Below are 24,472 nucleotides of genomic sequence, written 5' to 3' on the forward strand. Positions count from 1 at the left end.
TCTCACGACTCGGGCGGGCCCGGCGATGAAGGGCGGCATCTCGGCGCCGTTCATCCGGTTCCCAGTGGCGACCACGCTGATCATGGTCGGCATCCTGTTCCTCGGGGTGGTGGCCTATCCGCTCTTGGGCGTCGCCCCGCTGCCGCAGGTGGATTTCCCGACGATCCAGGTGACGGCGCAGCTCCCCGGCGGCAGCCCCGAGACCATGGCGTCCTCGGTGGCGCAGCCCCTGGAGCGGCAGTTCTCGCAGATCCCGGGCGTATCGCAGATGACCTCGACGAGTTCCCTCGGGATCTCGACGGTCACCGTTCAGTTCGAGCTGAACCGCAACATCGACGGTGCGGCGAGCGACATCCAGGCGGCGATCAACGCCGCCGGCGGCCAGCTGCCGAAGAACCTGCCGAGCCCGCCGACGTACCGGAAGGTCAACCCGGCCGATTCGCCGATCCTCCTGCTCTCGGCCACCTCCGACAGCCTGCCCCTGATCGACGTCGACGATGCCGTCGACGTGCAGCTCGCCCAGCGGATCAGCCAGATCTCCGGCGTCGCGCAGGTCTTCATCGGCGGCCAGCAGAAGCCCGCCATCCGCATCCAGGTCGATCCCGCCAAGCTCGTAGCCAAGGGCCTGTCGCTGGAGGACGTGCGCACGCAGCTCACCCTGACCACGGTCAACAACCCCAAGGGCAGTATCGACGGCGGCAGCCACAGCTACACGATCTACGCCAACGACCAGCTCACCGAGGCCAAGAACTGGGACGCCGTGATCGTGGCCTACCAGAACGGCGCGCCCCTGCGCGTGCGCGACATCGGCCACGCGGTGGCCGGCTCCGAGGACACCAAGCAGGCCGGCTGGACCAACGGCCAGCGCGGCGTGTTCCTGGTGGTGTTCAAGCAGCCCGGCGCCAACGTGATCGACACGGTGGACAGCATCAAGGCGCAGCTGCCGCGCCTGACCTCCACCCTCCCGGCCGGGATCAAGATCGGGATCCTGAGCGACCGGACCCAGACCATCCGCGCCTCCGTGGAGGATGTGCAGTTCACCCTGCTGCTCACCATCGTGCTGGTGGTGGCGGTGATCTTCGTCTTCCTGCGCAGCTTCTGGGCGACGGTGATCCCGAGCGTGACGGTGCCGCTCGCGCTGCTCGGGGCCTGCGCGCTGATGTGGATCGCGGGCTACACCCTCGACAACCTCTCGCTGATGGCGCTCACCATCTCGGTGGGCTTCGTAGTCGACGACGCCATCGTCGTGCTGGAGAACATCAGCCGCTACGTGGAGGAGGGGATGCGGCCGATGGAGGCCGCCTTCAAGGGCGCGGGCGAGATCGGCTTCACCATCGTGTCGATCTCGGTGTCGCTGATCGCGGTGCTGATCCCGCTCCTGCTGATGGGCGGCATCATCGGCCGTCTGTTCCGCGAATTCGCCGTGGTGCTGTCGATGACGATCGCGGTGTCGGCCTTCGTGTCGCTGACGCTGACGCCGATGATGGCCGCCCGGCTGCTCAAGCCGCACGACGCCGAGCGCCACGGCCGCCTCTACCGGATGAGCGAGGCCGGGTTCGACTGGCTGCTCTCGGTCTACGAGGACGCCCTCGACGTCGCCCTGCGATTCCGCAAGGTCACGCTCCTGGTCTTCTTCGCCACCTTGGCGCTGACCGGCTACCTGTTCGTGGCGATCCCGAAGGGCTTCTTCCCGCAGCAGGACACCGGCTTCATGATCGGCGTCACCGAGGCGGGACAGGACATCTCCTTCTCGGCGATGATGACGCTCCAGGAGAAGGTCGGTGCGATCGTCCAGGCCGACCCGGCGGTGGCCACCGTCGGCATGTCGCTCGGCGGCAACGGCCAGGCGCTGAACTCGGGCCGCATGTACATCACGCTCAAGCCCCGGGAGGAGCGCGACGTCAACGCGTTCCAGGTGATCGGCCGCCTGCGCCCGAAGCTCGATCAGGTCGCGGGCATCCGCACCTTCATCCAGGCCACGCAGGACGTGCGCACGGGCGGCCGGACCTCGCGTACGCAGTTCGAATACACGCTCCAAGACCCGGACCTCGCCGAACTCAACACCTGGGCGCCGCGGATCCTCGACCGGCTGAAGACCCTATCGGAACTGCGCGATGTCGCCACCGACCAGCAGACCCGGGGCACGACCCTGACGCTGTCGATCGACCGCGACGCCGCCTCGCGCTACGGGATCACGCCCCAGCTGATCGACGACACCCTCTACGACGCCTTCGGGCAGCGGCAGATCGCGCAGTACTTCACCCAGCTCAACAGCTACCACGTGGTGCTGGAGGTGCTTCCGGCCCTGCAGGGCAGCGTCGAGAGCCTCGACAAAATCTACATCAAGGCGCCCAACGGCGGCGGCCAGGTGCCGATCGCGGCCTTCGCCCGTTGGACCACCGACCCGGTGGCGCCGCTGGCCGTGAACCACCAGGGCCAGTTCCCGGCGGTGACGATCAGCTTCAACCTCGCCCCGGACGTGGCGCTGGGCCAGGCGACGGAGGCGATCGGCCAGGCGATGCGCGACCTCCAGGTGCCGCAAACCGTGGTGAGCGGCTTCCAGGGCACCGCGCAGGCCTTCCAGCAATCGCTCTCGACGGTGCCGCTGCTGATCCTGGCGGCTCTGTTCGTCGTCTATCTGATCCTCGGCATCCTCTACGAGAGCTTCATCCACCCGATCACCATCCTGTCGACGCTGCCCTCGGCCGGCGTCGGCGCCCTCGCGGTGCTCATGTGTGCGGGGTACGATTTCAGCCTGATCGCGCTCATCGGCATCATCCTGCTGATCGGCATCGTGAAGAAGAATGGCATCATGCTGGTCGACTTCGCCATCGTGGCGGAGCGCGAGGAGGGGCTGACCCCCGAGGAGGCGATCCGCCGGGCCGCGCTGCTGCGCTTCCGCCCGATCCTGATGACCACCATGGCGGCCCTGCTCGGGGGCATCCCGCTGATGTTCGCCACCGGGACTGGCTCGGAGATCCGGCAGCCGCTCGGCTACGCCATGGTCGGCGGCCTCGCGGTCAGCCAGATCCTGACGCTGTTCACGACGCCGGTGATCTACATCTACCTCGACCGGCTGGCGCACCGCTTCTCCTTCCGGGACAAGCCCGGGGCGGTGGACGCGGCCCTGGCCGATCCCGAGGCGGAGCCGGTCGAGGAAGTCCGGGGACCGCCCGCGCTCCGCGCGGCGGAGTGATCCGCGTCCCCGCGCGCAGCGCGACGCGGAAGCCAGTCTGACGCTCACGGCAGCGCGGCCCTGTCACCGGACCCCGCTTGGCGCGGGCCGAGGCCGACCCAGGTGAGCCGGGTCCGGCCCCGCGGGGCCGCGTAGAATCGAAGGACGCGCATGAGCCAGACCCTGCCGCTGCGCGGGCTGACCGTCCTGGCCCTGGAGCAGGCGGTGGCCGCGCCCTACTGCACCGCGCGGCTCGCGGATGCCGGCGCCCGGGTCATCAAGATCGAGCGCCCGGAGGGGGATTTCGCCCGCGGCTACGACGATGCGGTGAACGGGCTGGCCAGCTACTTCGTCTGGCTCAACCGCGGCAAGGAGAGCCTCGTCGCCGACATCAAGGATCCGGAGGATGCGCGCCTCCTGCACGCGATCCTCGCCCGGGCCGACGTGTTCGTGCAGAATCTCGCCCCCGGTGCCGCCGCCCGGGCGGGCTTCGGCGCGGCGGACCTGCGCGCGCGCTACCCGCGGCTGATCACCGTGGACATCTCCGGCTACGGCACCGGCCACGCCTACAGCGCCATGAAGGCCTACGACCTGCTGGTCCAGGCCGAGAGCGGGCTCGCCGGGATCACCGGCCATCCGGCCGGGCCCGGCCGCGTCGGCGTCTCGGTCTGCGACGTCGCCTGCGGGATGGATGCCCATGCCGCCGTGCTGGAGGCGCTGATCGCCCGGGGAATCTCGGGGCAGGGCTGTGCCCTCGACGTGAGCCTGTTCGGCGCCGCCGCCGACTGGATGACTGTGCCGCTGCTCTATTTCGAGGGCACAGGCCGGGTCCCGCAGCGGGTCGGCCTCGCCCATCCGTCGATCTGCCCCTACGGCGCCTTCCCCACGGCCGATGACAGCCTGGTGCTGATCTCGATCCAGAACGAGCGTGAATGGGCCCGCTTCTGTGCGTCGGTGCTGGAGGACCCCGACCTCGCCACCGCCGAGGGATACGCGTCGAACACGGCCCGCGTGGCCAATCGGGACGCGGTCGATCTCCGGGTCGGGGCCGCGCTGGTACGGCTGTCCCGTGAGGCGGCGGCGGCCCGGCTGAAGGCCGCCGGGACCGCCTACGGCTTCGTCAACACGCTGGCAGACTTGGCCGCGCATCCGGCCCTCGTGCGCAGTGTGGTCGAGACACAAGCCGGACCCGCCCGGATCGTGGCGCCGCCTGTGCTGATCAACGGGCAGGTGCGGGCGCTCGGTCCGGTCCCCGAAATCGGCCAGCACACTGCGCGGATCCGGGCCGAGTTCGCGCCCCCTGGAAGCGGAGGGCGGATCGCATGACCGAACGGGAGGTGACGATGAGGCTCGAGGGCAAGGTCGCGATCGTGACGGGGGCTGGCGGCGGTTTCGGGGCGGGGATCGCCCAACGTTTCGCCGCCGAGGGGGCCCGGGTCGCCTGCGTCGACATCGACGCGGCGGCCGTCGGCCGGGTGGCGGGCGAGATCGGCGCGAATGCCCTCGCGGTCGGTGCGGATGTGGGCGCGGCCGCCGATGTCGAGGCCGCCGTCGCGGCGACCCGGGAGCGGTTCGGCGACCTGCACATCCTCGTCAACAATGCCGGCACCACCCACCGCAACAAGCCGCTGCTGGAGGTGACGGAGGACGAGTTCGACCGGGTCTTCCGGGTGAACGTGAAGTCGATCTTCCACTTCGTCCGGGCGGTGGCGCCGCTCATGCGCGACGGCGGCGGCGGCGTGATCCTGACCGTCAGCTCGACGGCGGCTCTGCGGCCGCGCCCCGGGCTCACCTGGTACAACGCCTCCAAGGGGGCGGCGAGCCTGGCCTCGAAGTCGCTGGCCCTGGAGCTGGCGCCTTGGAAGATCCGGGTGAACGCCCTCTGCCCGGTCATGGGGGCGACCGGGTTGCTCGAGCAGTTCATGGGGATGCCCGATACGCAAGAGAACCGCGCGCGGTTCATCGCCTCGATCCCGCTCGGGCGGTTGTCCCAGGCGAGCGACATCGCGGCGGCAGCCCTGTTCCTCGCCTCCGACGAAGCCGCCTTCATCACCGGCGTCGACCTGCCGGTCGATGGCGGGCGCACCGCCTGAGGAGCCTGCCATGGAAGCCTATACCGAGATCCGCGAGGCCGTGGCGAAGCTCTGCGCGGGCTTCCCCGGCCCGTACTGGCGGGCGCTCGACCGGGAGATGGCCTACCCGACCGCGTTCGTGAACGCGCTGACCGAGAGCGGCTACCTGTCGGTCCTGATCCCGGAGGAATACGGCGGCTCCGGCCTGCCGCTCTCCGCGGCGGCGGCGATCCTGGAGGAGGTGCAGCGGGCGGGCTGCAACGGCGGCGCCTGTCACGCCCAGATGTATACGATGGGTACGCTGCTGCGGCACGGATCCGACGCCCAGAAGGCGGCGTATCTGCCGGCGATCGCCGAAGGACGCCTGCGGCTCCAGGCCTTCGGGGTGACCGAGCCGACCTCCGGCACCGACACCGGCAGCCTCAAGACCACAGCACGCCGCGAGGGCGACCACTACGTGGTCAACGGCCAGAAGATCTGGACCAGCCGCGCAGAGCATTCGGACCTGATGCTGCTGCTTGCCCGCACGACGCCCCGGGCCGAGGGCATGAAGCGCACCGACGGGCTGTCAGTGCTCCTCGTCGACATGCGCGAGGCGCGGGGCAGCGGGCTCACCATCCGCCCGATCCGGACGATGATGAACCACGCCACCACGGAGGTGTTCTTCGACAATCTCCGCGTCCCGGCGCAGAACCTGATCGGCGAGGAGGGCAGGGGCTTCCGCTACATCCTGTCCGGCATGAACGCCGAGCGCATCCTGATCGCCGCGGAATGCGTGGGCGACGCCAAGTGGTTCATCGACCGGGCGAGGGCCTATGCGGGGGAGCGCTCGGTCTTCGGCCGGCCGATCGGCGCGAACCAGGGCGTGCAGTTCCCGATCGCGAAGGCCTACGCCAACATGCGCGCGGCCGAGTTGATGGTGCGCGAGGCGCTCGCCCTCTACGAGGGCGGCGCGAATCCCGGGGCGGAGGCCAACATGGCCAAGATGCTGGCGGCCGACGCCTCGTTCGAGGCGGCCAACGTCTGCATCCAGACCCATGGCGGCTTCGGCTTCGCGGAGGAATACGACGTGGAGCGCAAGTTCCGCGAGACCCGCCTCTACCAGGTCGCGCCGATCTCCACGAACCTGATCCTGGCCTACCTGTCCGAGCACGTGCTCGGCCTGCCGCGCTCCTACTGACATGATGGACTTCGCCGCCTGGATCGGCCGGACCCGCACGCAATCGGACCTCGTCACGCCGCGGCTGCTGGCCGAGTTCCGCGCCACCTTCGCGCCGCATCTGGCGCCGGTCGCTGACGGGACGGCGCCGCCGGCCCTGCACTGGTGCCTCGCCCCGGAGACGGCGCCCGCCGAGTCTCTCGGGCCGGACGGCCATGCCGCCAAGGGTGGTTTCCTGCCGCCGGTGCCGCTGCCGCGCCGGATGTGGGCGGGTGGGCAGATCGAGACTCTATCTGCGTTGCGCGGGGGCGACCACGTCACCCGGACCGAGACGGTGCGGGATGTGGCCTTCAAGGATGGGCGCAGCGGCCGGCTGTGCTTCGTCACGGTCGAGCACGCGGTCGCCACCGACCGCGGCGTGGCGATCCGGGAGCGGCAGGACATCGTCTATCGGGAAGCCGCCGGCGCGCAGACCGGGGCAGCGGCCGCGGCCGAGCGCGACGATCCGGGTGCCTACGATACGGTCTGGTCCGTGCCGGCGACGCCGACGCTCCTGTTCCGTTACTCGGCCATGACCTTCAACGGTCATCGGTTCCACTACGACCAGCCCTACGCCACGCAGGTGGAGGGCTATGCCGACCTCGTGGTCCACGGGCCGATGCAGGCGACGCTCCTGATGAACCTCGCCGCCACGATGCTCGGGCAGGTTCCGCGGCTGTTTCGCTATCGCGGCCTCTCGCCGATGACCGCCAACCAGATTTTTTGCGTCTGCGGCCGGCGGACTGGGGAGCGGTTCGAGGGCGTGACGCTGAATGCAGCGCGCGGCGTCTGCATGCGGGCGCACGCAGAGGTGTGAGAGCGGGTTCGGCCGGTCACGGCTCGCACCGAATCACGCCGTCGTCCCGCGACTGTGCAAGACGCACCCTCACCCCGAGGGCACACCGCATTGCGGGTGCAATTCGGGATGAGGGACGGATCGATAGAGGCGCTCAGGCGAGCGTCAGGCCGACATTCACGTTGCCGCGGGTGGCGTTCGAGTACGGGCAGACCTGATGGGCGGCGTCCACCAGCTTCTGCGCGTCGGCGCGGTCGAGGCCCGGCAGGCTGACCTTCAGGTCGGCGGTGATGCCGAACCCCCCCTCGGAGCGCGGCCCGATGCCGACATCGGCGGTGACGCTGGTCTCGGCCGGGACCTTCAGCTGCAGCGACGGGGCGACGGCCTTCATGGCGCCGAGGAAGCAGGCCGAGTAGCCGGAGGCGAAGAGCTGCTCCGGATTCGCACCCGGACCACCCGCGCCGCCCAGTTCCTTCGGGGTCGAGAGCTTGACCTCGAAGCTGCCGTCGGCGGTCCGGGCCGCGCCGTCGCGGCCTCCGGTGGCGGTGGCGGTGGTGCGGTACTTCACGTCGACGGACATCGGCAATCTCCGGTTTCAGGGCAAGGGCGGCATCTAGGGGCCTGCCGCCGGCTGCACAGCCCCGATTTAGATTTTGCGCAATCGAAATTCAAGGATCGATCAGCATGAACCGGTCGACATCCACGAGCCCGCGATCGGTGATCTTGAGGTGCGGGATGACCGGCAGCGGCAGGAACGCCACCTGCAGGAACGGCTCTGGCAGGACCACGCCGAGGCTGCGCGCGGCGGCCCTGAGCGCCACCAGCGCGTGCCGGATCGCCTCGAACGGCATCAGGCTCATCAGGCCGGCGACCGGCAGGGCGATCTCGGCGAGCACGCGGCCGCCCTCGACCACGACGAAGCCGCCCTCGATCTCGCCGAGTCGGTTCACCGCGACGGCCATGTCGGCCTCGTCGACGCCCACCACCGTGATGTTGTGGCTGTCGTGCCCGACCGACGAGGCGATGGCGCCGCGCTTCAGGCCGAATCCCTTCACGAAGGCGACGCCGATCCCGCGCTCCCCCGGCGGCGTCCGGCCGTGGCGCTCCACGACCGCGACCTTGATGGCATCCTGATCAAGGTCGACCCGGCGCTCGCCGCCGACGTAGGGCAGGCTCAGATCGTGGCGCAGGGTGATGATCTGGCCCGGGACGACGCCGATCACGGGTGTCGACGGCCCGGAGCCCGGGGCGGCGAAATCCGCGCCCGTCACGCGCCGCGCGCGGACGCTGCCGCGGCCGATCGGCGTCACGGGGGGCCGCGCGTCGAACAGCGCCGCGTCCACCGGTCGCCCGGCGGCGAAGACCTGCCACACGGCGCAGCTCTCCAGATCGTCGAGCACCACGAGGTCGGCGCGCTGGCTGGGGGCGACGAGGCCGCGGTCGAACAGGCCGAAGGCCCGCGCGGCCGACCACGACGCCGCCCGGTAGGCGGCCAGCGGCGGGGCGCCGAGGGCGATGGCGGTGCGGATGATGTGGTCGAGATGCCCCTCCTCGGCGATATCCAGGGGATTCCGGTCGTCGGTGCAGAAGGCCAGGAACGGCGCCGTGCGCTCGGTCAGGATCGGCGCCAGGGCATGCAGGTCCTTGCAGACCGAGCCCTCCCGGATCAGCACGGTCATGCCCTTGGACAGTTTTTCCATCGCCTCTTCGGGCGTTGTCGCCTCGTGCTCGGTGCGGATGCCGGCCGCGATGTAGCCGTTGAGCGCGGCGCCGCGCAGCAGCGGCGCGTGGCCGTCGATGTGCCGGCCCTGGAACGCCGCGAGTTTGTCCAACGCGCCCGGATCGCCCGCGAGCACGCCCGGAAAATTCATGAACTCGGCGAGTCCGATCACCTTGGGATGGCCGGCGAAGGCCAGCAGGTCCGCGGCGGAGATCCGCGCCCCCGACGTCTCCAGGTGGTCGGTGGCCGGGACGCAGGAGGAGAGCTGCACCCGCAGGTCCATGGCCAGCGTCCCGGCGGAGTCCAGGAACCAATTGAAGGCCTCGGTCCCGAGGACGTTGGCCATCTCGTGCGGGTCGCAGATCCCCGTCGTGACCCCGTGGGGCAGGACGCAGCGCTCGAATTCCTGCGGCGGCATCAGCGAGGATTCGACGTGGAAATGCGTGTCGATGAAGCCCGGCACGACGATGCGGCCGGACAGGTCAATCTCCCGCCGCCCGCGATACGTGCCGAAGGTGCCGACGATCCGGTCGCCGCAGATCGCGATGTCCGAGGCGACGATGTCGCCGGTGACGAGATCGAGGAAGCGGCCCCCCTTCAGGACGAGGTCGGCCTCGACGCGCCCCTGGCCCTGGTCGATCGCCCGCCGCAGGAAGTCCACCTGATCCATCACGCCTCGCTCCACCCCGGCATCTGCCAGGAGCATGCCACGGATGCACGGCCCGCGGCGACGCTTGCGGCCGCGCGGCGGCGGGCGCAGAAGCCCTGCACCTTCAAACCGATCGAAGCTCGCGATGCCCGCCTATCGTTCCCGCACCACCACCCACGGCCGCAACATGGCCGGCGCCCGCGGCCTGTGGCGCGCCACCGGCATGAAGGACGGCGATTTCGGCAAGCCGATCATCGCGGTGGTGAACTCGTTCACGCAGTTCGTGCCGGGCCATGTCCACCTCAAGGATCTCGGGCAGCTCGTCGCCCGGGAGATCGAGGCCGCCGGCGGCGTCGCCAAGGAGTTCAATACCATCGCGGTTGATGACGGCATCGCCATGGGCCATGACGGCATGCTGTACTCGCTGCCGTCCCGGGAGCTGATCGCGGATTCCGTCGAGTACATGGTCAACGCGCACTGCGCCGACGCGATGGTGTGCATCTCGAATTGCGACAAGATCACCCCCGGCATGCTCATGGCGTGCCTGCGGCTGAACATCCCGACGGTGTTCGTCTCCGGCGGCCCGATGGAGGCCGGCAAGGTCCAGCTCCCGGGGATCTCCAGGAAGGTCGATCTGGTCGACGCCATGATCGCGGCCGCCGACGACCGGATCTCGGACGCCGATGTCGAGGTGATCGAGCGTTCGGCCTGCCCGACCTGCGGATCGTGCTCCGGCATGTTCACGGCCAATTCCATGAATTGCCTCACCGAGGCCCTCGGGCTGGCCCTCCCGGGCAACGGCTCGGTGCTGGCGACGCATGCCGACCGCCGGCGCCTGTTCGTCGAGGCCGGACACCTGATCGTCGACCTCGCCCGCCGCCATTACGAGCAGGACGATGCCGGCGTGCTGCCGCGGGCAGTGGCGAGCTTCGAGGCGTTCGAGAACGCCATGACGCTGGACATCGCCATGGGCGGGTCGACCAACACGGTGCTGCACCTGCTGGCCGCCGCCCACGAGGGTGAGGTGCCCTTCACCATGGCCGATATCGACCGGCTGTCCCGCCGGGTGCCGGTCCTCTGCAAGGTCGCCCCGGCGGTGGCCAATGTCCACATGGAGGACGTGCATCGGGCCGGCGGGATCATGGGAATCCTGGGCGAGCTCGACCGGGCCGGGCTGATCGATACGGCAGCCGGCAACGTCTCGGCCGGGACGCTCGCCGCCGCCCTGGCGCGGTGGGACGTGCGCGTGGGCCCGAGCGCGTCGGTGCAGACCTTCTACCGGGCGGCCCCCGGCGGCGTGCCGACCCAGGTGGCCTTCAGCCAGGAATCCCGCTTCGACGACCTCGATCTCGACCGGGAGGGCGGGGTCATCCGCGACGCGGCGCATGCCTACTCGCAGGATGGCGGCCTCGCCGTGCTCTATGGCAACCTCGCCGAGCAGGGCTGCATCGTGAAGACCGCGGGCGTCGACGCCTCGATCCTGACCTTCTCGGGGCCGGCCCGGGTGTTCGAGAGCCAGGACGCGGCGGTGGACGGGATCCTGAACGGCAAGGTCTCGGCCGGCGAGGTCGTGCTGATCCGCTACGAGGGCCCGCGCGGCGGCCCCGGCATGCAGGAGATGCTCTACCCGACGAGCTACCTGAAATCGAAGGGGCTCGGCAAAGCCTGCGCCCTGGTCACGGACGGGCGATTCTCCGGCGGCTCCTCGGGGCTGTCGATCGGACACGTCTCGCCGGAGGCGGCCGAGGGCGGCCTGATCGGCCTCGTGCGCGACGGCGACACCATCGCCATCGACATCCCGGCCCGGAGCATCCACCTGGAGGTCGCGCCGGACGAGCTCGAGCGGCGGCGGGCGGCGCAGGCGGCGGCGGGCTGGCAGCCGGCGGCCCCGCGCAAGCGCAAGGTCAGCGCGGCCCTGCGCGCCTACGCGATGCTGACCACCAGCGCGGCGCACGGGGCGGTGCGCCGTCTCTGATCAGCGGTTGCGGCGGACCCGGGCGGCGACCGCGGCGAGCACCGCCGCGAGGCCAGCGACGCGCCGCCGCGCCGCTCCGCGGGCCGGTGCGGCAGCGGCGTCGGCCCCCGCCCTGGGCGCAACGCGGCCGAGGGCCGAGAGCATCAGCGGCTCGATCGCCGCGTAGCCGGCCCGGCTCAGATGTAGCCCGTCGGTGCCGTAGGACCGACGCAGCCCGCCGGACTTGTCCGCCAGGACGGAATGGTAGTCGATGTAGGTGGCGCCGTGCGCCTGCGCGTGCTCCCGGAGCCACGCGTTGACCGCCGCGATCATGGCCGGAGCGTCGGGCACCTCCGGGTTCCACGGGATCCGGGCGGCCGGCATGATCGAGCCGACCCAGGCCGTCACGCCCATCGCCCGCGCCTCGTCGAGCATGCCGGCAATGGTCCGGGCGATCTCGTCGGCGGGGACGAAGAACCCCTCGTTGCGGCCGATATCGTTGACCCCGCAGAGGAGATGGACGCCCCGGGCTCCCGTCTCCTCCAGGTCGCGGCGGAACCGCATGGTGATCCAGCGCGCCGTCTGCCCGGATCCCCCGCGGGGGATGAGGTCATGAGCCGCGAAGGTCGCGGCGCGGTGGAAGCCCCATTGCTCGGTGATCGAATCCCCGATGAAGACGATCGGCCCCGTCATGGCCTAGGCCGGCGATCCGGCGCGGGCGCCGAGCGCATCGGCGACCTCCGCCAGGAGCCGGTCGGCGATCATCTGCCGGCCCTCTGAGGTCACGTGCACGATGTCGGTGAACAGGAGGCGGCTCTCGCCCTCGAACAACCGGCCGAGGTCCCGCACCGCGAAGGGCGCGTCCGCGCCGCTTTGGGCGTCGAGGCGGTCGAGAACGCCCTCGAAGCGCGTGTATTGCCGGTCGAGATACGCCAGGAACGTACCGGAGGCGGCGTGGGCCTCCTCGCCGACGCGCTCCGCTTTGCGGACGACGGTCGGCTGGAGCAGGAAGCGGACCGGTGCGCCGATGCCCGGTGCGAGCCGGGCCAGCCGCTTCAACGACAGCTCGAATTGCCGCACCACCTCCCATTCCCAGATGTCCGACTGCCAGTTGGTCAGCACCCGCAGGTTCTCAAGACGGTTAAAGATCATCTCCTGCAGGCTCTCGTAGGACAGCTCCTCCGTATCGGCTTCCATCCTCCGGTGATCGAAGAAGTACTCGTAGAGGCATTCGCTGGCGAATTGGTTGTAGGGATAGCCCGCCCGCGGATCGAAGCTCCACGGCTGGAAGATGTCCGTGCCGCCGCCGACGATCAGGATCACGTCCGGCTGGAGATCCATCAGCCGGCTCGTGATCAGGGCGATCATCTGGTTCAGGCAGGCCGAGATCACGCCGAAATTGTAGACCCGCGCGCCCTCGCCGTGGACCCGCTTCAGGCCGGTCTCCATTCGGCCGGGTATGGTGTCGGCGAAAACCTGCCCGTCGACCAGCGTGCTGTCGCCGACCACGAACACGCGCAGGGTCTCCGAGGGCGGGCGCGGCTCCGCATGCGTGTCGTTGCGGTAGCCGAGCACGTCGTAGCGCCAGCCCTTCTCGGACAGGACCGCCAGTGGCTTCCCGGCGAACTGCACGTAGGGTGCGGGAAATCGGGTGTTGGCATCGAAGTTCTGGAAGACCTTCAGGAACTTCTGCCGTCGCATGTGTTCGTCGGCATCGGACCGCCGCTCGGCCATGAGCCCTCTCCTCCCGATCGATACGTCAATGGCGGCGCCCCCGCGCGGGTCGCTGGCCCCCGCTCAGCTCCGCAGGGTGGCGTGGTTGTCGAGGAACCAGGCGTAGGTCTGGCGCAGGCCGTCCTCCAGGCCGACCTGCGGCCGCCAGCCCATGGCTCTGAGCCGCGACACGTCCATCAGCTTGCGCGGCGTGCCGTCGGGCTTCGACGCGTCGAACTCCAGCGCGCCGTCGTAGCCGATCACCCGCGCCAGCGCCTCGGCCAGGTCCCGGATCGTGCAATCCTCCCCCGTGCCGACATTGATGTGCGACAGGTCCGGCCGGGTGTTGGCCGCGTAGACCGCGTCGTCCATCTCCATCACGAACACGCTGGCCCGCGCCATGTCGTCGACGTGCAGGAACTCGCGCATCGCCCGGCCCGTGCCCCAGACCGTGACCGCCGGGCGGCCCTCCGCCTTGGCCGCGTGCAGGCGGCGCATCAGCGCCGGCAGGACGTGGGCGTTCTCCGGGTGGAAGTTGTCGTTGGGCCCGTACAGGTTGGTCGGCATCACGCTGCGGTAGCGCCGCCCGTACTGGCGGTTGTAGCTCTCGCACATCTTGATGCCGGCGATCTTGGCGACGGCGTAGGGCTCGTTGGTCGGCTCCAGCACCCCGGTGAGCAGCGCGTCCTCGCGCATCGGCTGGGGCGCGTGCTTCGGATAGATGCACGAGGAGCCCAGGAACAGCAGCCGGTCGACCCCGTGCCGATGCGCGGCGTCGATGATGTTGGCCTGGATCAGCAGGTTCTCGTGGATGAACGCGGCCGGATAGGTGTTGTTGGCGTGGATGCCGCCGACCTTGGCGGCGGCGAGGTAGACCTGATCGATCCGGTTCTCGGCGAAGAAGCGCCGGACCGCGGCCTGGTCGAGCAGGTCGAGGGCCTGCCGGTCGGCCGTCAGGATCCGCGCGCGCTCCCGCTCCCGCAGGCGGCGCACGATCGCCGAGCCCACCATGCCCCGGTGGCCCGCCACGAAGATGGTCTGATCGCGACCGTCCATCACACGTCCCATGTCCCGTTGAAAGCGCCTCTCACCACGGCCCTATAGCGCCGTTCGATCGGATAATCGCCGCGCGACCATGGAATTTCTGCCGCGCATGGCATCGTCGCAACGGCCCTTGGGGCATTCGCGCCGAGGCATCGGGCCCGGCCGTATCCGAGGCCCCATCGCCGGCATCCGTGCGCCATCGCAATTCGCCCTTGCGGACCGGCGAACCGGCGCGATAGTGTCAAGCCATGCTGACACTCGCGGTCGATCAAAGCGTGGTGCAAGAGGCCGATCGGCGACCGCATGCCGTGGTCATCGGCTCGGGCTTCGGCGGCCTCGCCGCGGCCGTGCGCCTCGGGGCCCGGGGCTACCGGGTGACCGTGCTGGAGCGGCTGGAACAGGCGGGCGGCCGGGCGCGGGTCCACCGCCAGGACGGTTTCACCTTCGATGCCGGGCCGACCATCGTCACGGCGCCCCAGCTGTTCGAGGAACTCTGGACCCTCGCCGGGCGCAAATTGTCGGACGACGTGACGCTCTGTCCGGTCGATCCGTTCTACCGGATCCGCTTCGCGGACGGCACGTCCTTCGCCTATAGCGGCGATCCCGAGCGCATGCGCGCCGAGGTGGCCCGCTTCGCACCCCAGGATGTCGCCGGCTACGAGCGCTTCATGGCCCATAGCCGCGCCGTCTGCCAGATCGGGTTCGAGCAGCTCGGCCACGTCCCGTTCGGGCGGGTCAGCGCGATGCTGAAGATCGCCCCGGACCTGCTGCGCCTGTCCGGGCACCGCTCGGTCCACGACGTCGTCTCCCGCTTCGTCCGGGACGAGCGGCTGCGCACGGTGTTCAGCTTCCATCCCCTGCTCATCGGCGGGAATCCCTTCCGGGCGAGCGCGATCTACTGCCTGATCGCGGATCTCGAGCGGCGTTGGGGCGTCCACTTCGCCATGGGCGGCACCGGCCAGCTGGTCGACGGGCTGGTGCGGCTGATCCGCAGCCAGCGCGGGCGGGTGCGCCTGGGCGTGGAGGTCGCGCGGATCCGCGTCGCGGGCGGGGCGGCCACCGGGGTCGAGCTCGACAGCGGCGAGACCATCGCGGCCGATCTCGTGGTCTCGAACGCCGATTCGGCGGTGACGCATGCGCGCCTCCTGCCGCAGGCGCAGCGCTGGAGCCCGGGCCGGTTCCGGCGCGCCCGCTCGTCCATGGGCCTGTTCGTCTGGTATTTCGGCACGCGGCGCCGTTACCCGGAGGTGGATCACCATACGATCCTGCTCGGGCCGCGCTATCGCGGATTGCTGGCCGACATCTTCGACCGCAAGGTCCTGGCCGATGATGCCAGCCTCTACCTGCACCGGCCCACCGCCACCGATCCGAGCCTCGCGCCGCCCGGCTGTGACGCCTTCTACGTGCTGGCGCCGGTGCCCAACCTCGCGGGCGGCCAGGATTGGCGGGCGCTCGCGGAGCCGTACCGGCGGCGCATCGCCGAGATGCTCGAGACGAGCGTGCTGCCGGGCCTGTCGGAGGCGATCGTCACGTCCCGGGTGACGACGCCGCAGGACTTCCAGGACGATTTCCTGAGCTATCGCGGCTCCGGCTTCGGCCTTGAGCCGGTGCTGACGCAGTCGGCGTGGTTCCGACCGCACAATCGCTCCGGCAACGTGCGCAACCTCTATCTGGTCGGCGCCGGCACGCATCCCGGCGCCGGGCTGCCCGGCGTCCTCTCCTCCGCCCGTATCCTCGACAGCGTGGTCCCCGATGCCCGCGTTACCGCCTGAATTCGCCGCCGCGGCCGACCGGACCGCCTGCCGCACCGCGATCCGGCGCGGCTCGAAGAGCTTCTTCGCGGCCGGGCAGCTCCTGCCGGGGGATGTCCGCGAGGCCGCCTACGGGCTCTATGCCTTCTGCCGCCTGTCGGACGACCTCGTCGACGAGGCGACGGACCCGGAGGCCCGCCACGCGGCGGTGGCGCGCCTCGATCGGCGGATCGGCCGCGCCTATGCCGGCCAGCCGGCCGACACGCCCGCCGACCGGGCCTTCTCGGAGATCGTCGCCGGCTTCGCGATCCCCGAGGCGCTGCCGCGGGCGCTCATCGAGGGTTTCGCCTGGGACGCAGCGGGGCGGCGCTACGCCGATCTCGACGCCCTCCACGCCTACGCGGCCCGGGTCGCCGGCTCGGTGGGGGCGATGATGGCGCTGATCATGGGGGTGCGGACCCCGGAGGCCCTGGCCCGCGCCTGCGACCTCGGGGCCGCCATGCAGCTCACCAACATCGCCCGCGATGTCGGCGAGGACGCCCGCATGGGCCGGCTCTACCTGCCGCTCGACTGGATGCAGGAGGCCGGGCTCGACCCGGAGGCTTTCCTGGCCGATCCGCGCCCGAGCCCGGCGCTGGCCGCCATCGTAGCCCGGCTTCTGGCCGAGGCCGACCGGCTCTACGCCCGCGCCGAGGCCGGGATCGACGCGCTTCCGCCCCGCTGCCGACCGGCCATCCGCGCCGCGGGCCTGATCTACGCGGAGATCGGCCGCGTGATCGCCGCCTGCGGGCACGATTCGGTCAGCCGCCGGGCCCGCGTGGGGGGCGCCCGCAAGCTCGCCCTGATCGCCCGCGCCACCCGCATGAAGGCGGTCGCCGCGGACCTCGCCGCGCCGGTGCTGCCGCAGGCGGCGTTCCTGGTCGAGGCGGTCGCGCGCAATCCGCGCCATCCCGCCCGCCTGCGGCCCGCCCTGCGGCCCTGGTGGGATGTGGGCGGCCGCGCGGTTCATGTCCTCGACCTGATCGAGCGCCTCCGCGAACGCGAGGCCTTCGGCCGGTCCGCGCCGTCCTGAGTTCCGGAGATGGGCGAGGAGCTCTTCGCCGTGCTCGATCTCGGCCTCGCCTTCGCCGTGGTGTTCGGTCTGGGCGTCTGGCAGCTGGTCGCCGTGCGCCGGAGCATCCGCCGCGATCGTGATCGACCGGGCGGCGGCCCAGATGGCACCCGGTGAGCCGGGGCCCAGTTATTTCAGCTCGCACACATAGGTGTCGCCGGCCGCGGCCTTGAGGGCCGCCCCGGCCTCGCGGCCGATCCGCTCGGCCTCCGCGGCCGGTCCTTGTCGGGACACCGACCAGTGGCGGCTGCCGTCAGGCAGAAACAGCAGGCCGTCGAGCGACAGGGTCTCGCCCTCGATCCGCGCCAGGGCGGCGATCGGCGTCCGGCACGAGCCGTCGAGTTCGGCGAGCAGCGCCCGTTCGGCGGCGACGGCGGTGGTGGTGCGGGCGCAGGCGATGGGCGCCAGCAAGGCGTGGATCGGGCGATCGTCCGCCCGGCACTCGATCCCCAGGGCCCCCTGCGCCACGGCGGGCAGCATATCCTCGACCGACAGCACGCTGCGCGCCATGGCCTCGAGGCCCAGGCGCTGGAGGCCGGCCAGCGCGAGCAGCGTCGCGTCGCATTCACCGGATTCGAGCTTGCGCATCCGGGTGTTGGCGTTGCCGCGCAGCGGGACGACCCGGAGGTCCGGCCGGCGCATCAGTACCTGAGCGGCCCGGCGCAGGGACGAGGTGCCGACCCGCGCACCCGCTTGCAGGCCGGCCAGGCCGTCGGCATGCGGGGACAGGAACGCGTCCCGCGGATCGTCGCGCTCCAGGATGCAGGCGATGGTCAGGCCCTCGGGAAGCCAGGTCTCCACGTCCTTCATCGAGTGGACGGCGACATCGACCTCCCCGGCGAACAGGGCCTGCTCCAGCTCCTTGGTGAACAGGCCCTTGCCGCCGATCTCCGAGAGCGGCCGGTCCAGGATCTTGTCGGCCACCGTGGTGACGACCACGAGTTCGGTCTCGAGGCCCGGATTGGCCGCGACGATCCGGTCGCGCACCATCCCGGTCTGCGCGAGCGCCATCGGGGAGCCGCGGGTGCCGATGCGCAGGGGACGGTTCAACATCTGGGTCCGGATCTTCTTCGCGGGACGGGGAGGGGCCTTATAGACCGGCCTTCACGTCAGGCCACGGTCCGGTTAGGGATTCAGAGTTGCTGAACCCGGCGCATGTCAAGCTCACGGGCGGCGCGAGTCGGCCCCGCTTTCGCCGGACTGCGCGCCTAGCCGCTCACGGCGAGATTCAGGGCCAACGGAATGGTGCGATGCTGATCCTGCCGAGTCGACGGCAGTTCCTGACCGGCCTCGGCGCGGGCGTCGGGATGACGGCGGCAACGGGCGTCTACGCCCTCGATATCGAGCCGATGCACCGGCTCGTGGTGACCTCCTACGCGCCGGCCCTGCCGCACTGGGACCCGGCGCTCCGCCTGCGCGTGGCGGTGCTGGCGGATTTCCACATCTGCGAGCCGTACATGCCCTTCGACCGGGTCGCGGAGATCGTCGACGCCACCAATGCGCTCAAGCCCGATCTCGTGCTGCTCCTCGGCGACTACCCGGCGGGGGGGATCGCGTGGCGCAAGCTGCCCCTCGGCCAGTTCGCCCGGATGATGGAGGCGTTGAAGGCCCCCCTCGGCACCCACGCGATCCTCGGCAACCACGATTGGTGGGACGACGAGGCGGTCCAGTCGGCCCGGCGCGGGACGCCCGCGGTCAAGGGACTGCTGGAGGCGCGCGGCATCCCCGTGATGGAGAATCAGGCCGTCCGTCTGGTCAAGGACGGGCGCCCGTTCTGGCTCGCCGGCCTCGCCGACCAGCAGCCGTTCACCGGAACCTGGATGTCGCTGAGCCACGCCGACGTGCCCCAGACCCTCGCGGCGGTCACCGATGCGGCGCCGGTGATCCTGATGGTGCACGAGCCCGATATCTTCGTGCGCGTGCCCGAGCGGGTCTCCCTCACGCTGGCCGGCCACACCCATGGCGGGCAGATCCGCCTGTTCGGGCGCTCCCCGGCGATCCGCAAGGTCCGCGGGCACGACTATTCCTACGGTCACATCGTGCAGGACGGCCGTCACATGATCGTGTCCGGCGGCTTCGGGATGAGCCGGATCCCGGTCCGCCTCGGCGTTCCGCCGGAGATCGTCCTGCTGGAACTCGGACAGGTCGAGGCGTCGCCCGCCGCCGTCTGATCGGGCAGGGCGGGGCCCGCGCCGGAACGCCGCGCCGCTCGTTTTTCCGGCATCGCCGCGCTACCTGCCCCACATGCGCGCGCTCCTGCCCCTTCTCGCCCTCACCTGCCTGACGGCCGCCCCCGGACCGGCCCGGGCCCAGTCCTGCGACACCCTCGTCGACAAGGTCACGGCCGAGACCGCCGCCAAGGCGACCGAGCGCCGGAGCGATTACGCCAACTTCACGGCCAGTCCGGACATGACGCTGACGCTCGCCTGCGGGGAACCGGACCTGTCCTCGGTGGGCGCCCAGTTCCGGGGCGAGAATCCGCCGGACAGCTACTACGACCTGTTCGGCCATGCCGGCCACGCGGTCACGGGCATCGACGCCGCGGTGATCACCGAAGCCGCACGCAAGGCGCAGGCGGCGTCGGTTCGTCTGCGCCACAGCAACGTCGACCTCGGCGGCGCCCGCGTCACGTGCTCGGCGATGGTCTCCCCCGACAAGGGGCCGCTGACCCTCTGTGCGGTCATCGAGCACAGCGACCGGAGCTGAACCCAGCTTCCGGCCGCCGATCCCGCCTCAGAGCGGGATGTTGTCGTGCTTCTTCCAGGGCTGCTCCATCTTCTTGGTGCGCAGCATGCCGAGCGCCCGGGCGATCCGGCGCCGGGTCGAGTGCGGCATGATGACCTCGTCGATGTAGCCGCGCTCGGCCGCCACGAAGGGCGACAGGAACCGATCCTCGTACTCGCCGGTGCGCGCCGCGATCTTCTCGGGGTCGCCCAGCTCGCTGCGGAAGATGATCTCCACCGCGCCCTTGGCGCCCATCACGGCGATCTGCGCGGTCGGCCAGGCGTAGTTCACGTCCGCGCCGACATGCTTGGACGCCATGACGTCGTAGGCGCCGCCGAAGGCCTTGCGGGTGATGAGCGTCACGAGCGGCACGGTCGCCTGCGAGTAGGCGAAGAGCAGCTTGGCGCCGTGCTTGATCAGGCCGCCATATTCCTGTGCCGTTCCCGGCAGGAAGCCCGGGACGTCGACGAAGGTCACGATCGGGATGCCGAAGGCGTCGCAGTAGCGCACGAACCGCGCCGCCTTCCGCGACGCGTCCGCGTCGAGCACGCCGGCCAGCACCATCGGCTGATTGGCCACGAACCCGACCGTGCGCCCCTCGATCCGGCCGAAGCCGGTCATGATGTTGCGGGCGTAGGCCGCCTGGATCTCGAAGAAATCGCCCTCGTCCACGACGCGGCGGATCAGTTCGCCCATGTCGTAGGGCTTGTTCGGATTGTCTGGGATCAGGGTGTCGAGCGAGGCATCGAGGCGATCGACATCGTCGAAGCTCGTGAGTTCCGGCACGCCGTCGATGTTGTTGGCCGGGAGGAAGTCGAGCAGCCGGCGGATCTGGAGGATCGCCTCCACGTCGTTCTCGAAGGCGCCGTCGGCGATCGACGACTTGGTGGTGTGGACCTTGGCGCCGCCGAGTTCCTCGGCGGTAACGACCTCGTTGGTCACCGTCTTCACCACGTCGGGGCCGGTGACGAACATGTAGCTCGTGTCGCGGACCATGAAGATGAAGTCGGTCATGGCCGGCGAGTAGACGTCGCCGCCCGCGCACGGGCCCATGATCACCGAGATCTGCGGGATCACCCCCGAGGCCATGACGTTGCGGCGGAACACCTCGCCGTAGCCGCCCAGCGCCGCAACGCCCTCCTGGATGCGCGCGCCGCCGGCATCGAAGATGCCGATGATCGGGGCGCGCATCTTCAGCGCCATGTCCTGGACCTTCACGATCTTCTGCGCATGGGCCTCCGACAGGGAGCCGCCGAACACCGTGAAATCCTTGGAGAACAGGAAGACCGTCCGGCCGTTGATCGTGCCCCAGCCGGTCACCACGCCGTCGCCGGGGATCTTCTGGCTCTCCATGCCGAAATCCGTGGAGCGGTGCTGCACGAACATGTCGAATTCCTCGAACGACCCATGGTCGAGGAGGAGTTCGATGCGCTCCCGCGCGGTGAGCTTGCCGCGCTTGTGCTGCGCCTCGACGCGCCGCTCACCGCCGCCGAGGCGGGCCTGCGCCCGGCGCTCTTCGAGCCTGTCGAGGATGTCCTTCATGATTGTCGCCCACCCTTCCGCCGCCCGGAACCTGCGGCCCGGATCGGGCCGGTCCAAGCTTATGCATTGACCGATGGAGCGCCCTTAGCACGGGCTTTTCGGGCGGCAAACCGACGCGGCGCATCGGGCGATCGGCCATCGGGAGGGGGGCTGGTGGACGGTGCAGGGATCGAACCTGCGACCTTTCCCGTGTGAAGGGAACGCACTACCGCTGTGCTAACCGTCCGTACCGGGGACCCGCCGGGAGGCGGAGACGCCGCGTCGCCTGTGCGGATGTGCCACCCGGGCACCGGCGACCGGATGCCGGGCCTTCTAGGGCGTGGCGGGCCGGGGCGTCAAGCGTCACGCGGCGGCGAGGTTGACAAGCCCCGTGACACAATGCGCTGTGCCCGGATGCACGAGGGGCCAGCGGACGTGAATCCCGGCAGCGACGTGACGGGTGAGGCCCCGGTTCGGGCGGAGCGGCCGCGCGTCGCGATCACCTACTGCACGCAGTGCAATTGGCTGCTCCGATCCGCCTGGATGGCGCAGGAGCTGCTCTCGACCTTCCGCGACGATCTCGGAGAGGTGGCTCTGATCCCGGCGACGGGCGGCGCTTTCCGGATCGAGCTGAACGGTGCCCTGCTGTGGGAGCGGGTGCGGGATGGCGGTTTCCCCGACGTGAAGGCCCTGAAGCAGCGGGTGCGGGACCACCTCGACCCGGAGCGCGATCTCGGCCATATCGACCGGTCATGAGGCGAGGGAACGGTGACGAGCCCGCGGAGCGCCGCGGGCCGGGGACGGGCCCCGCTTGAGTCCGGACCATCAGGCCGAGGGCGGCGGGCTCCCGGCGGTGATGCCCGCGCGCCGGTCATGGCTGGCGCGGCGGCTGCACCGCTTCGCCGGCAACGGCTTCTCCACGCAGGTCTATCTGATCGCGCTGGTGATCGCGCTGATCGGACCGGGCCTTCTGTTCACCAGCATCCTGCTGATGCGCTACGCCTCGGCCGAGCGGGCGCGGTTCGAGCAGGATGCGCGCGAGAACGTGCGCGGCATCGGCCTGTCGCTCGACCGCGATACGGCCGGTCTCGTCTCGGTGCTACAGACCCTGGCGACCTCGCCGCGGATCCGCCAGGGCGATTTCGAGGCCTTCGACGCCCAGGCCCGGCTCGTGCGCGATTCGATCGACCTCGACGTCCTGCTCCGGCGGCCCAACGGCCAGGAGGTCGTCAACACCGGCGTGCCGCGGAGTGCGCCGATGCCGATCATGGCGGTCCCGTTCGACCAGGAACTCGCCCGGGGCACGCAGCGCGCCATGGTCAGCGGCTTCGTCCCCGGTCCGACCCCCGGCGAGTCGACCTACGCGGTCGGCGTCCCCGTGATGATCGACGGCGAGGTCGGCTACATCCTGAGCTTCACCGTGCCGCTGTCCCGCCTCCAGGGGATCCTGTCCCGGGAGGTCGTCCCGGGCTGGACGACCGGCATCAGCGACCGCAACGGCGTCGTGCTGGCGCGTCTGCCCGATCCTGATTCGGTGATCGGCCGGCCGCGGCTCGCCAGCCTCCGGCAGGTCCAATCGGCGACCCCCGGGGTGTGGGAGGGCCAGGACCGCCAGCACAAGCCCGTGGTGGTGATCGAGGCGCGCTCCCGCCTGACCGGCTGGATGGTCGCCACCAGCATCCCCCAGGCCCTCGTCGACGCCCGGGTGCGGCGCTGGATCTGGGCCTTCGCGGGGTTCGGCCTGCTGGTGCTCGCCACCTCGTCGCTGCTGGCGGTCAATCTCTGGTCGCGGGTCTCCCGGCCGCTGCGTCTGCTCGCCGCCTCTGGACCCGCCCTGGCGCGGGGCGAGGCGATCCCCCGGGTGTCCTCGCCGGTCCACGAGATCGAGCGGCTCGGCCTGGTCCTGTCGGAGGCCTCGCTCCGGCTGCGCACCCGCGAGGAGGAGCGGGACCGGGCGCTGGCCGACACCAGGCGCGGCCTCTCGGCGCTCAGCGAGAGCGAGGCCCGATTCCGGCACATGGCCGATTCGGCGCCGGCCCTGATCTGGATGACCGACGAGACCGGGGAGGTGAGCTTCGCCAACCTGCATTTCGAGCACATGTTCGGGACGCCGGCGGCGGAACTCGCCAATCAGGGCTGGCACCGGATCGTCCACCCGGAGGAGCTCGAGGGGTTCCGCGCTGCCTTCACCGAGGCCTTCGAGGCCCGGGCGTCCTTCCGCATCGAGGTCCGGGTCATCGACCGGGAACGGGCGGTGCGCTGGCTGCGCTGCGAGGGCGTGCCGCGCCTCGACGACGACCACAACTTCCTCGGCTATACCGGCTGCAACATCGACATCACCGATGCGAAGAACGCCGAGGAGCACCTGCTGCTCCTGATCCACGAACTCAATCACCGGGTGAAGAACACCCTGGCCACGGTCCAGTCGATCGCGGCCCAGTCCCTGCGCGGCCTCGAAGGCGCCGAGGCCGACGCCGCCCGGGCGGCGTTCGAGGCGCGCCTGCTGGCGCTCGCCCGGGTCCACGACGTGCTCACCCGGGAGAGCTGGGAGGGGGCCGAACTGTCGGCGGTCGTGGCGGACGCGATCCGGCCGCTCGAATCCGGCGATGGCCGCGCCTCGCGCTTCCGGGTGGCGGGGCCGCCCCTGCGCCTGCCGCCGCGCCTCGCTTTGTCGATCGCCATGGCGCTGCACGAGCTCGGCACCAACGCGGTCAAGTACGGCGCGCTCTCCGCCGAGGGCGGGGTCGTCGAGATCGCCTGGACGGTGCGGCGCGAGACCGAGACGCGCCTCGCGCTCCGCTGGTCGGAACGCGGCGGGCCACCGGTGAAGAAGCCGACCCGGACGGGTTTCGGATCGCGGCTGATCGAGCGCAGCCTCGCCCGGGAACTCGCCGGCGAGGTCGCCTTGACCTACGAGCCCGGGGGCGTCGTCTGCACCATCGACGCGCCGGTGCCGCCCCCGGGCCTGATCGAGCGCAAGAGCGCCGTGGCGCCCGCCCGGATCGCACCGCTGCCGTTGGCCGGATGATCCCGGATCCGCCGCC

20 protein-coding genes and 1 tRNA gene are annotated in these 24,472 nt (G+C 70.7%); 13 read left to right on the plus strand and 8 right to left on the minus strand.

The annotated features are described in order from the left end of the window. Positions 1 to 25 precede the first annotated feature (25 nt). The 5 genes from AC3IF1_RS12040 to AC3IF1_RS12060 all read left to right on the plus strand — a co-directional run bounded on the left by AC3IF1_RS12040 (position 26) and on the right by AC3IF1_RS12060 (position 7,262). Complete coding sequence (locus AC3IF1_RS12040; RefSeq protein ID WP_489217709.1) at positions 26 to 3,196, plus strand: efflux RND transporter permease subunit; 3,171 nt, start codon at positions 26 to 28, stop codon at positions 3,194 to 3,196. Between the two features lie 150 nt (positions 3,197 to 3,346). After that, the gene (locus AC3IF1_RS12045; RefSeq protein WP_489217710.1) at positions 3,347 to 4,501 is read left to right on the plus strand and encodes a CaiB/BaiF CoA transferase family protein; all 1,155 of its coding nucleotides are present in this window, start codon (positions 3,347 to 3,349) and stop codon (positions 4,499 to 4,501) included. A 17-nt stretch (positions 4,502 to 4,518) separates the two neighbouring features. Next, entirely contained in the window at positions 4,519 to 5,268 is a 750-nt protein-coding gene (locus AC3IF1_RS12050; RefSeq protein WP_489220379.1) for a glucose 1-dehydrogenase, read from the plus strand. Positions 5,269 to 5,278: 10 nt separating this feature from the next. Next, on the plus strand, positions 5,279 to 6,427 hold the full coding sequence (locus AC3IF1_RS12055) for an acyl-CoA dehydrogenase family protein (protein ID WP_489217711.1): 1,149 nt from the start codon (positions 5,279 to 5,281) through the stop codon (positions 6,425 to 6,427). A 1-nt stretch (position 6,428) separates the two neighbouring features. Then, entirely contained in the window at positions 6,429 to 7,262 is an 834-nt protein-coding gene (locus tag AC3IF1_RS12060; protein ID WP_489217712.1) for an HTD2 family dehydratase, read from the plus strand. Positions 7,263 to 7,395: 133 nt separating this feature from the next. On the opposite strand, the gene AC3IF1_RS12065 is transcribed toward AC3IF1_RS12060, so the two are convergent. Together AC3IF1_RS12065 and ade are read right to left on the minus strand one after the other, a co-directional pair. Beyond that, the gene (locus AC3IF1_RS12065) at positions 7,396 to 7,821 is read right to left on the minus strand and encodes an organic hydroperoxide resistance protein (protein ID WP_243967039.1); all 426 of its coding nucleotides are present in this window, start codon (positions 7,819 to 7,821) and stop codon (positions 7,396 to 7,398) included. Between the two features lie 88 nt (positions 7,822 to 7,909). Then, positions 7,910 to 9,631: an adenine deaminase gene (gene ade / locus AC3IF1_RS12070; RefSeq protein ID WP_489217713.1), complete on the minus strand. Its 1,722-nt coding sequence runs from the start codon at positions 9,629 to 9,631 to the stop codon at positions 7,910 to 7,912. A gap of 124 nt (positions 9,632 to 9,755) precedes the next feature. Between ade and ilvD the strand changes: the two genes are divergently transcribed. Then, positions 9,756 to 11,585 carry a dihydroxy-acid dehydratase gene (gene ilvD, locus AC3IF1_RS12075; protein ID WP_489217714.1) on the plus strand — a complete coding sequence of 610 codons (1,830 nt, stop codon included), beginning with the start codon at positions 9,756 to 9,758 and terminating at the stop codon, positions 11,583 to 11,585. Here ilvD and AC3IF1_RS12080 read toward each other — a convergent pair whose 3' ends face one another. The 3 genes from AC3IF1_RS12080 to fcl form a co-directional block, all read right to left on the minus strand. After that, the gene (locus tag AC3IF1_RS12080) at positions 11,586 to 12,257 is read right to left on the minus strand and encodes a GDSL-type esterase/lipase family protein (protein ID WP_489217715.1); all 672 of its coding nucleotides are present in this window, start codon (positions 12,255 to 12,257) and stop codon (positions 11,586 to 11,588) included. Between the two features lie 3 nt (positions 12,258 to 12,260). Next, positions 12,261 to 13,298 (minus strand): SGNH/GDSL hydrolase family protein, encoded by a 1,038-nt coding sequence (locus AC3IF1_RS12085; protein ID WP_489217716.1) that lies wholly within the window; start codon positions 13,296 to 13,298, stop codon positions 12,261 to 12,263. A 63-nt stretch (positions 13,299 to 13,361) separates the two neighbouring features. Beyond that, entirely contained in the window at positions 13,362 to 14,333 is a 972-nt protein-coding gene (gene fcl, locus AC3IF1_RS12090) for a GDP-L-fucose synthase (RefSeq protein WP_489217717.1), read from the minus strand. Positions 14,334 to 14,569: 236 nt separating this feature from the next. Here fcl and AC3IF1_RS12095 point away from each other — a divergent pair, with 236 nt between their 5' ends. Genes AC3IF1_RS12095 through AC3IF1_RS12105 form a run of 3 tightly spaced genes read left to right on the plus strand, consistent with a single transcriptional unit; the run spans position 14,570 to position 17,300 of the window. Beyond that, the gene (locus tag AC3IF1_RS12095; protein ID WP_489217718.1) at positions 14,570 to 16,093 is read left to right on the plus strand and encodes a phytoene desaturase; all 1,524 of its coding nucleotides are present in this window, start codon (positions 14,570 to 14,572) and stop codon (positions 16,091 to 16,093) included. After that, a complete protein-coding gene (locus tag AC3IF1_RS12100) occupies positions 16,074 to 17,144 on the plus strand; it encodes a phytoene/squalene synthase family protein (protein WP_243967046.1) in 1,071 nt (356 codons plus the stop codon). The genes AC3IF1_RS12095 and AC3IF1_RS12100 overlap by 20 nt, the downstream gene beginning before the upstream one ends. A 9-nt stretch (positions 17,145 to 17,153) precedes the next feature. Next, positions 17,154 to 17,300 carry a hypothetical protein gene (locus AC3IF1_RS12105; RefSeq protein ID WP_489217719.1) on the plus strand — a complete coding sequence of 49 codons (147 nt, stop codon included), beginning with the start codon at positions 17,154 to 17,156 and terminating at the stop codon, positions 17,298 to 17,300. 12 nt (positions 17,301 to 17,312) lie between these two features. Here the strand turns inward: AC3IF1_RS12105 and hemC are convergent, their stop codons facing one another. After that, positions 17,313 to 18,236 carry a hydroxymethylbilane synthase gene (gene hemC / locus AC3IF1_RS12110; protein ID WP_243967049.1) on the minus strand — a complete coding sequence of 308 codons (924 nt, stop codon included), beginning with the start codon at positions 18,234 to 18,236 and terminating at the stop codon, positions 17,313 to 17,315. 197 nt (positions 18,237 to 18,433) lie between these two features. Here hemC and AC3IF1_RS12115 point away from each other — a divergent pair, with 197 nt between their 5' ends. Together AC3IF1_RS12115 and AC3IF1_RS12120 are read left to right on the plus strand one after the other, a co-directional pair. Continuing rightward, positions 18,434 to 19,354 (plus strand): metallophosphoesterase, encoded by a 921-nt coding sequence (locus AC3IF1_RS12115; RefSeq protein WP_243967051.1) that lies wholly within the window; start codon positions 18,434 to 18,436, stop codon positions 19,352 to 19,354. Between the two features lie 73 nt (positions 19,355 to 19,427). Continuing rightward, the gene (locus AC3IF1_RS12120) at positions 19,428 to 19,889 is read left to right on the plus strand and encodes an ABC transporter ATPase (RefSeq protein ID WP_489217720.1); all 462 of its coding nucleotides are present in this window, start codon (positions 19,428 to 19,430) and stop codon (positions 19,887 to 19,889) included. 27 nt (positions 19,890 to 19,916) lie between these two features. Here AC3IF1_RS12120 and AC3IF1_RS12125 read toward each other — a convergent pair whose 3' ends face one another. Together AC3IF1_RS12125 and AC3IF1_RS12130 are read right to left on the minus strand one after the other, a co-directional pair. After that, positions 19,917 to 21,449 (minus strand): acyl-CoA carboxylase subunit beta, encoded by a 1,533-nt coding sequence (locus AC3IF1_RS12125; protein ID WP_489217721.1) that lies wholly within the window; start codon positions 21,447 to 21,449, stop codon positions 19,917 to 19,919. Between the two features lie 151 nt (positions 21,450 to 21,600). Next, positions 21,601 to 21,675: transfer RNA gene (locus AC3IF1_RS12130), tRNA-Val, on the minus strand. Between the two features lie 167 nt (positions 21,676 to 21,842). On the opposite strand from AC3IF1_RS12130, the gene AC3IF1_RS12135 reads away from it, so the two are divergent. After that, positions 21,843 to 22,184: an Rdx family protein gene (locus AC3IF1_RS12135; protein ID WP_243967054.1), complete on the plus strand. Its 342-nt coding sequence runs from the start codon at positions 21,843 to 21,845 to the stop codon at positions 22,182 to 22,184. 100 nt (positions 22,185 to 22,284) lie between these two features. Beyond that, entirely contained in the window at positions 22,285 to 24,456 is a 2,172-nt protein-coding gene (locus tag AC3IF1_RS12140; RefSeq protein ID WP_489220380.1) for a sensor histidine kinase, read from the plus strand. Positions 24,457 to 24,472: the final 16 nt, after the last annotated feature.

The organism is Methylobacterium sp. E-012 (genome assembly GCF_057836545.1).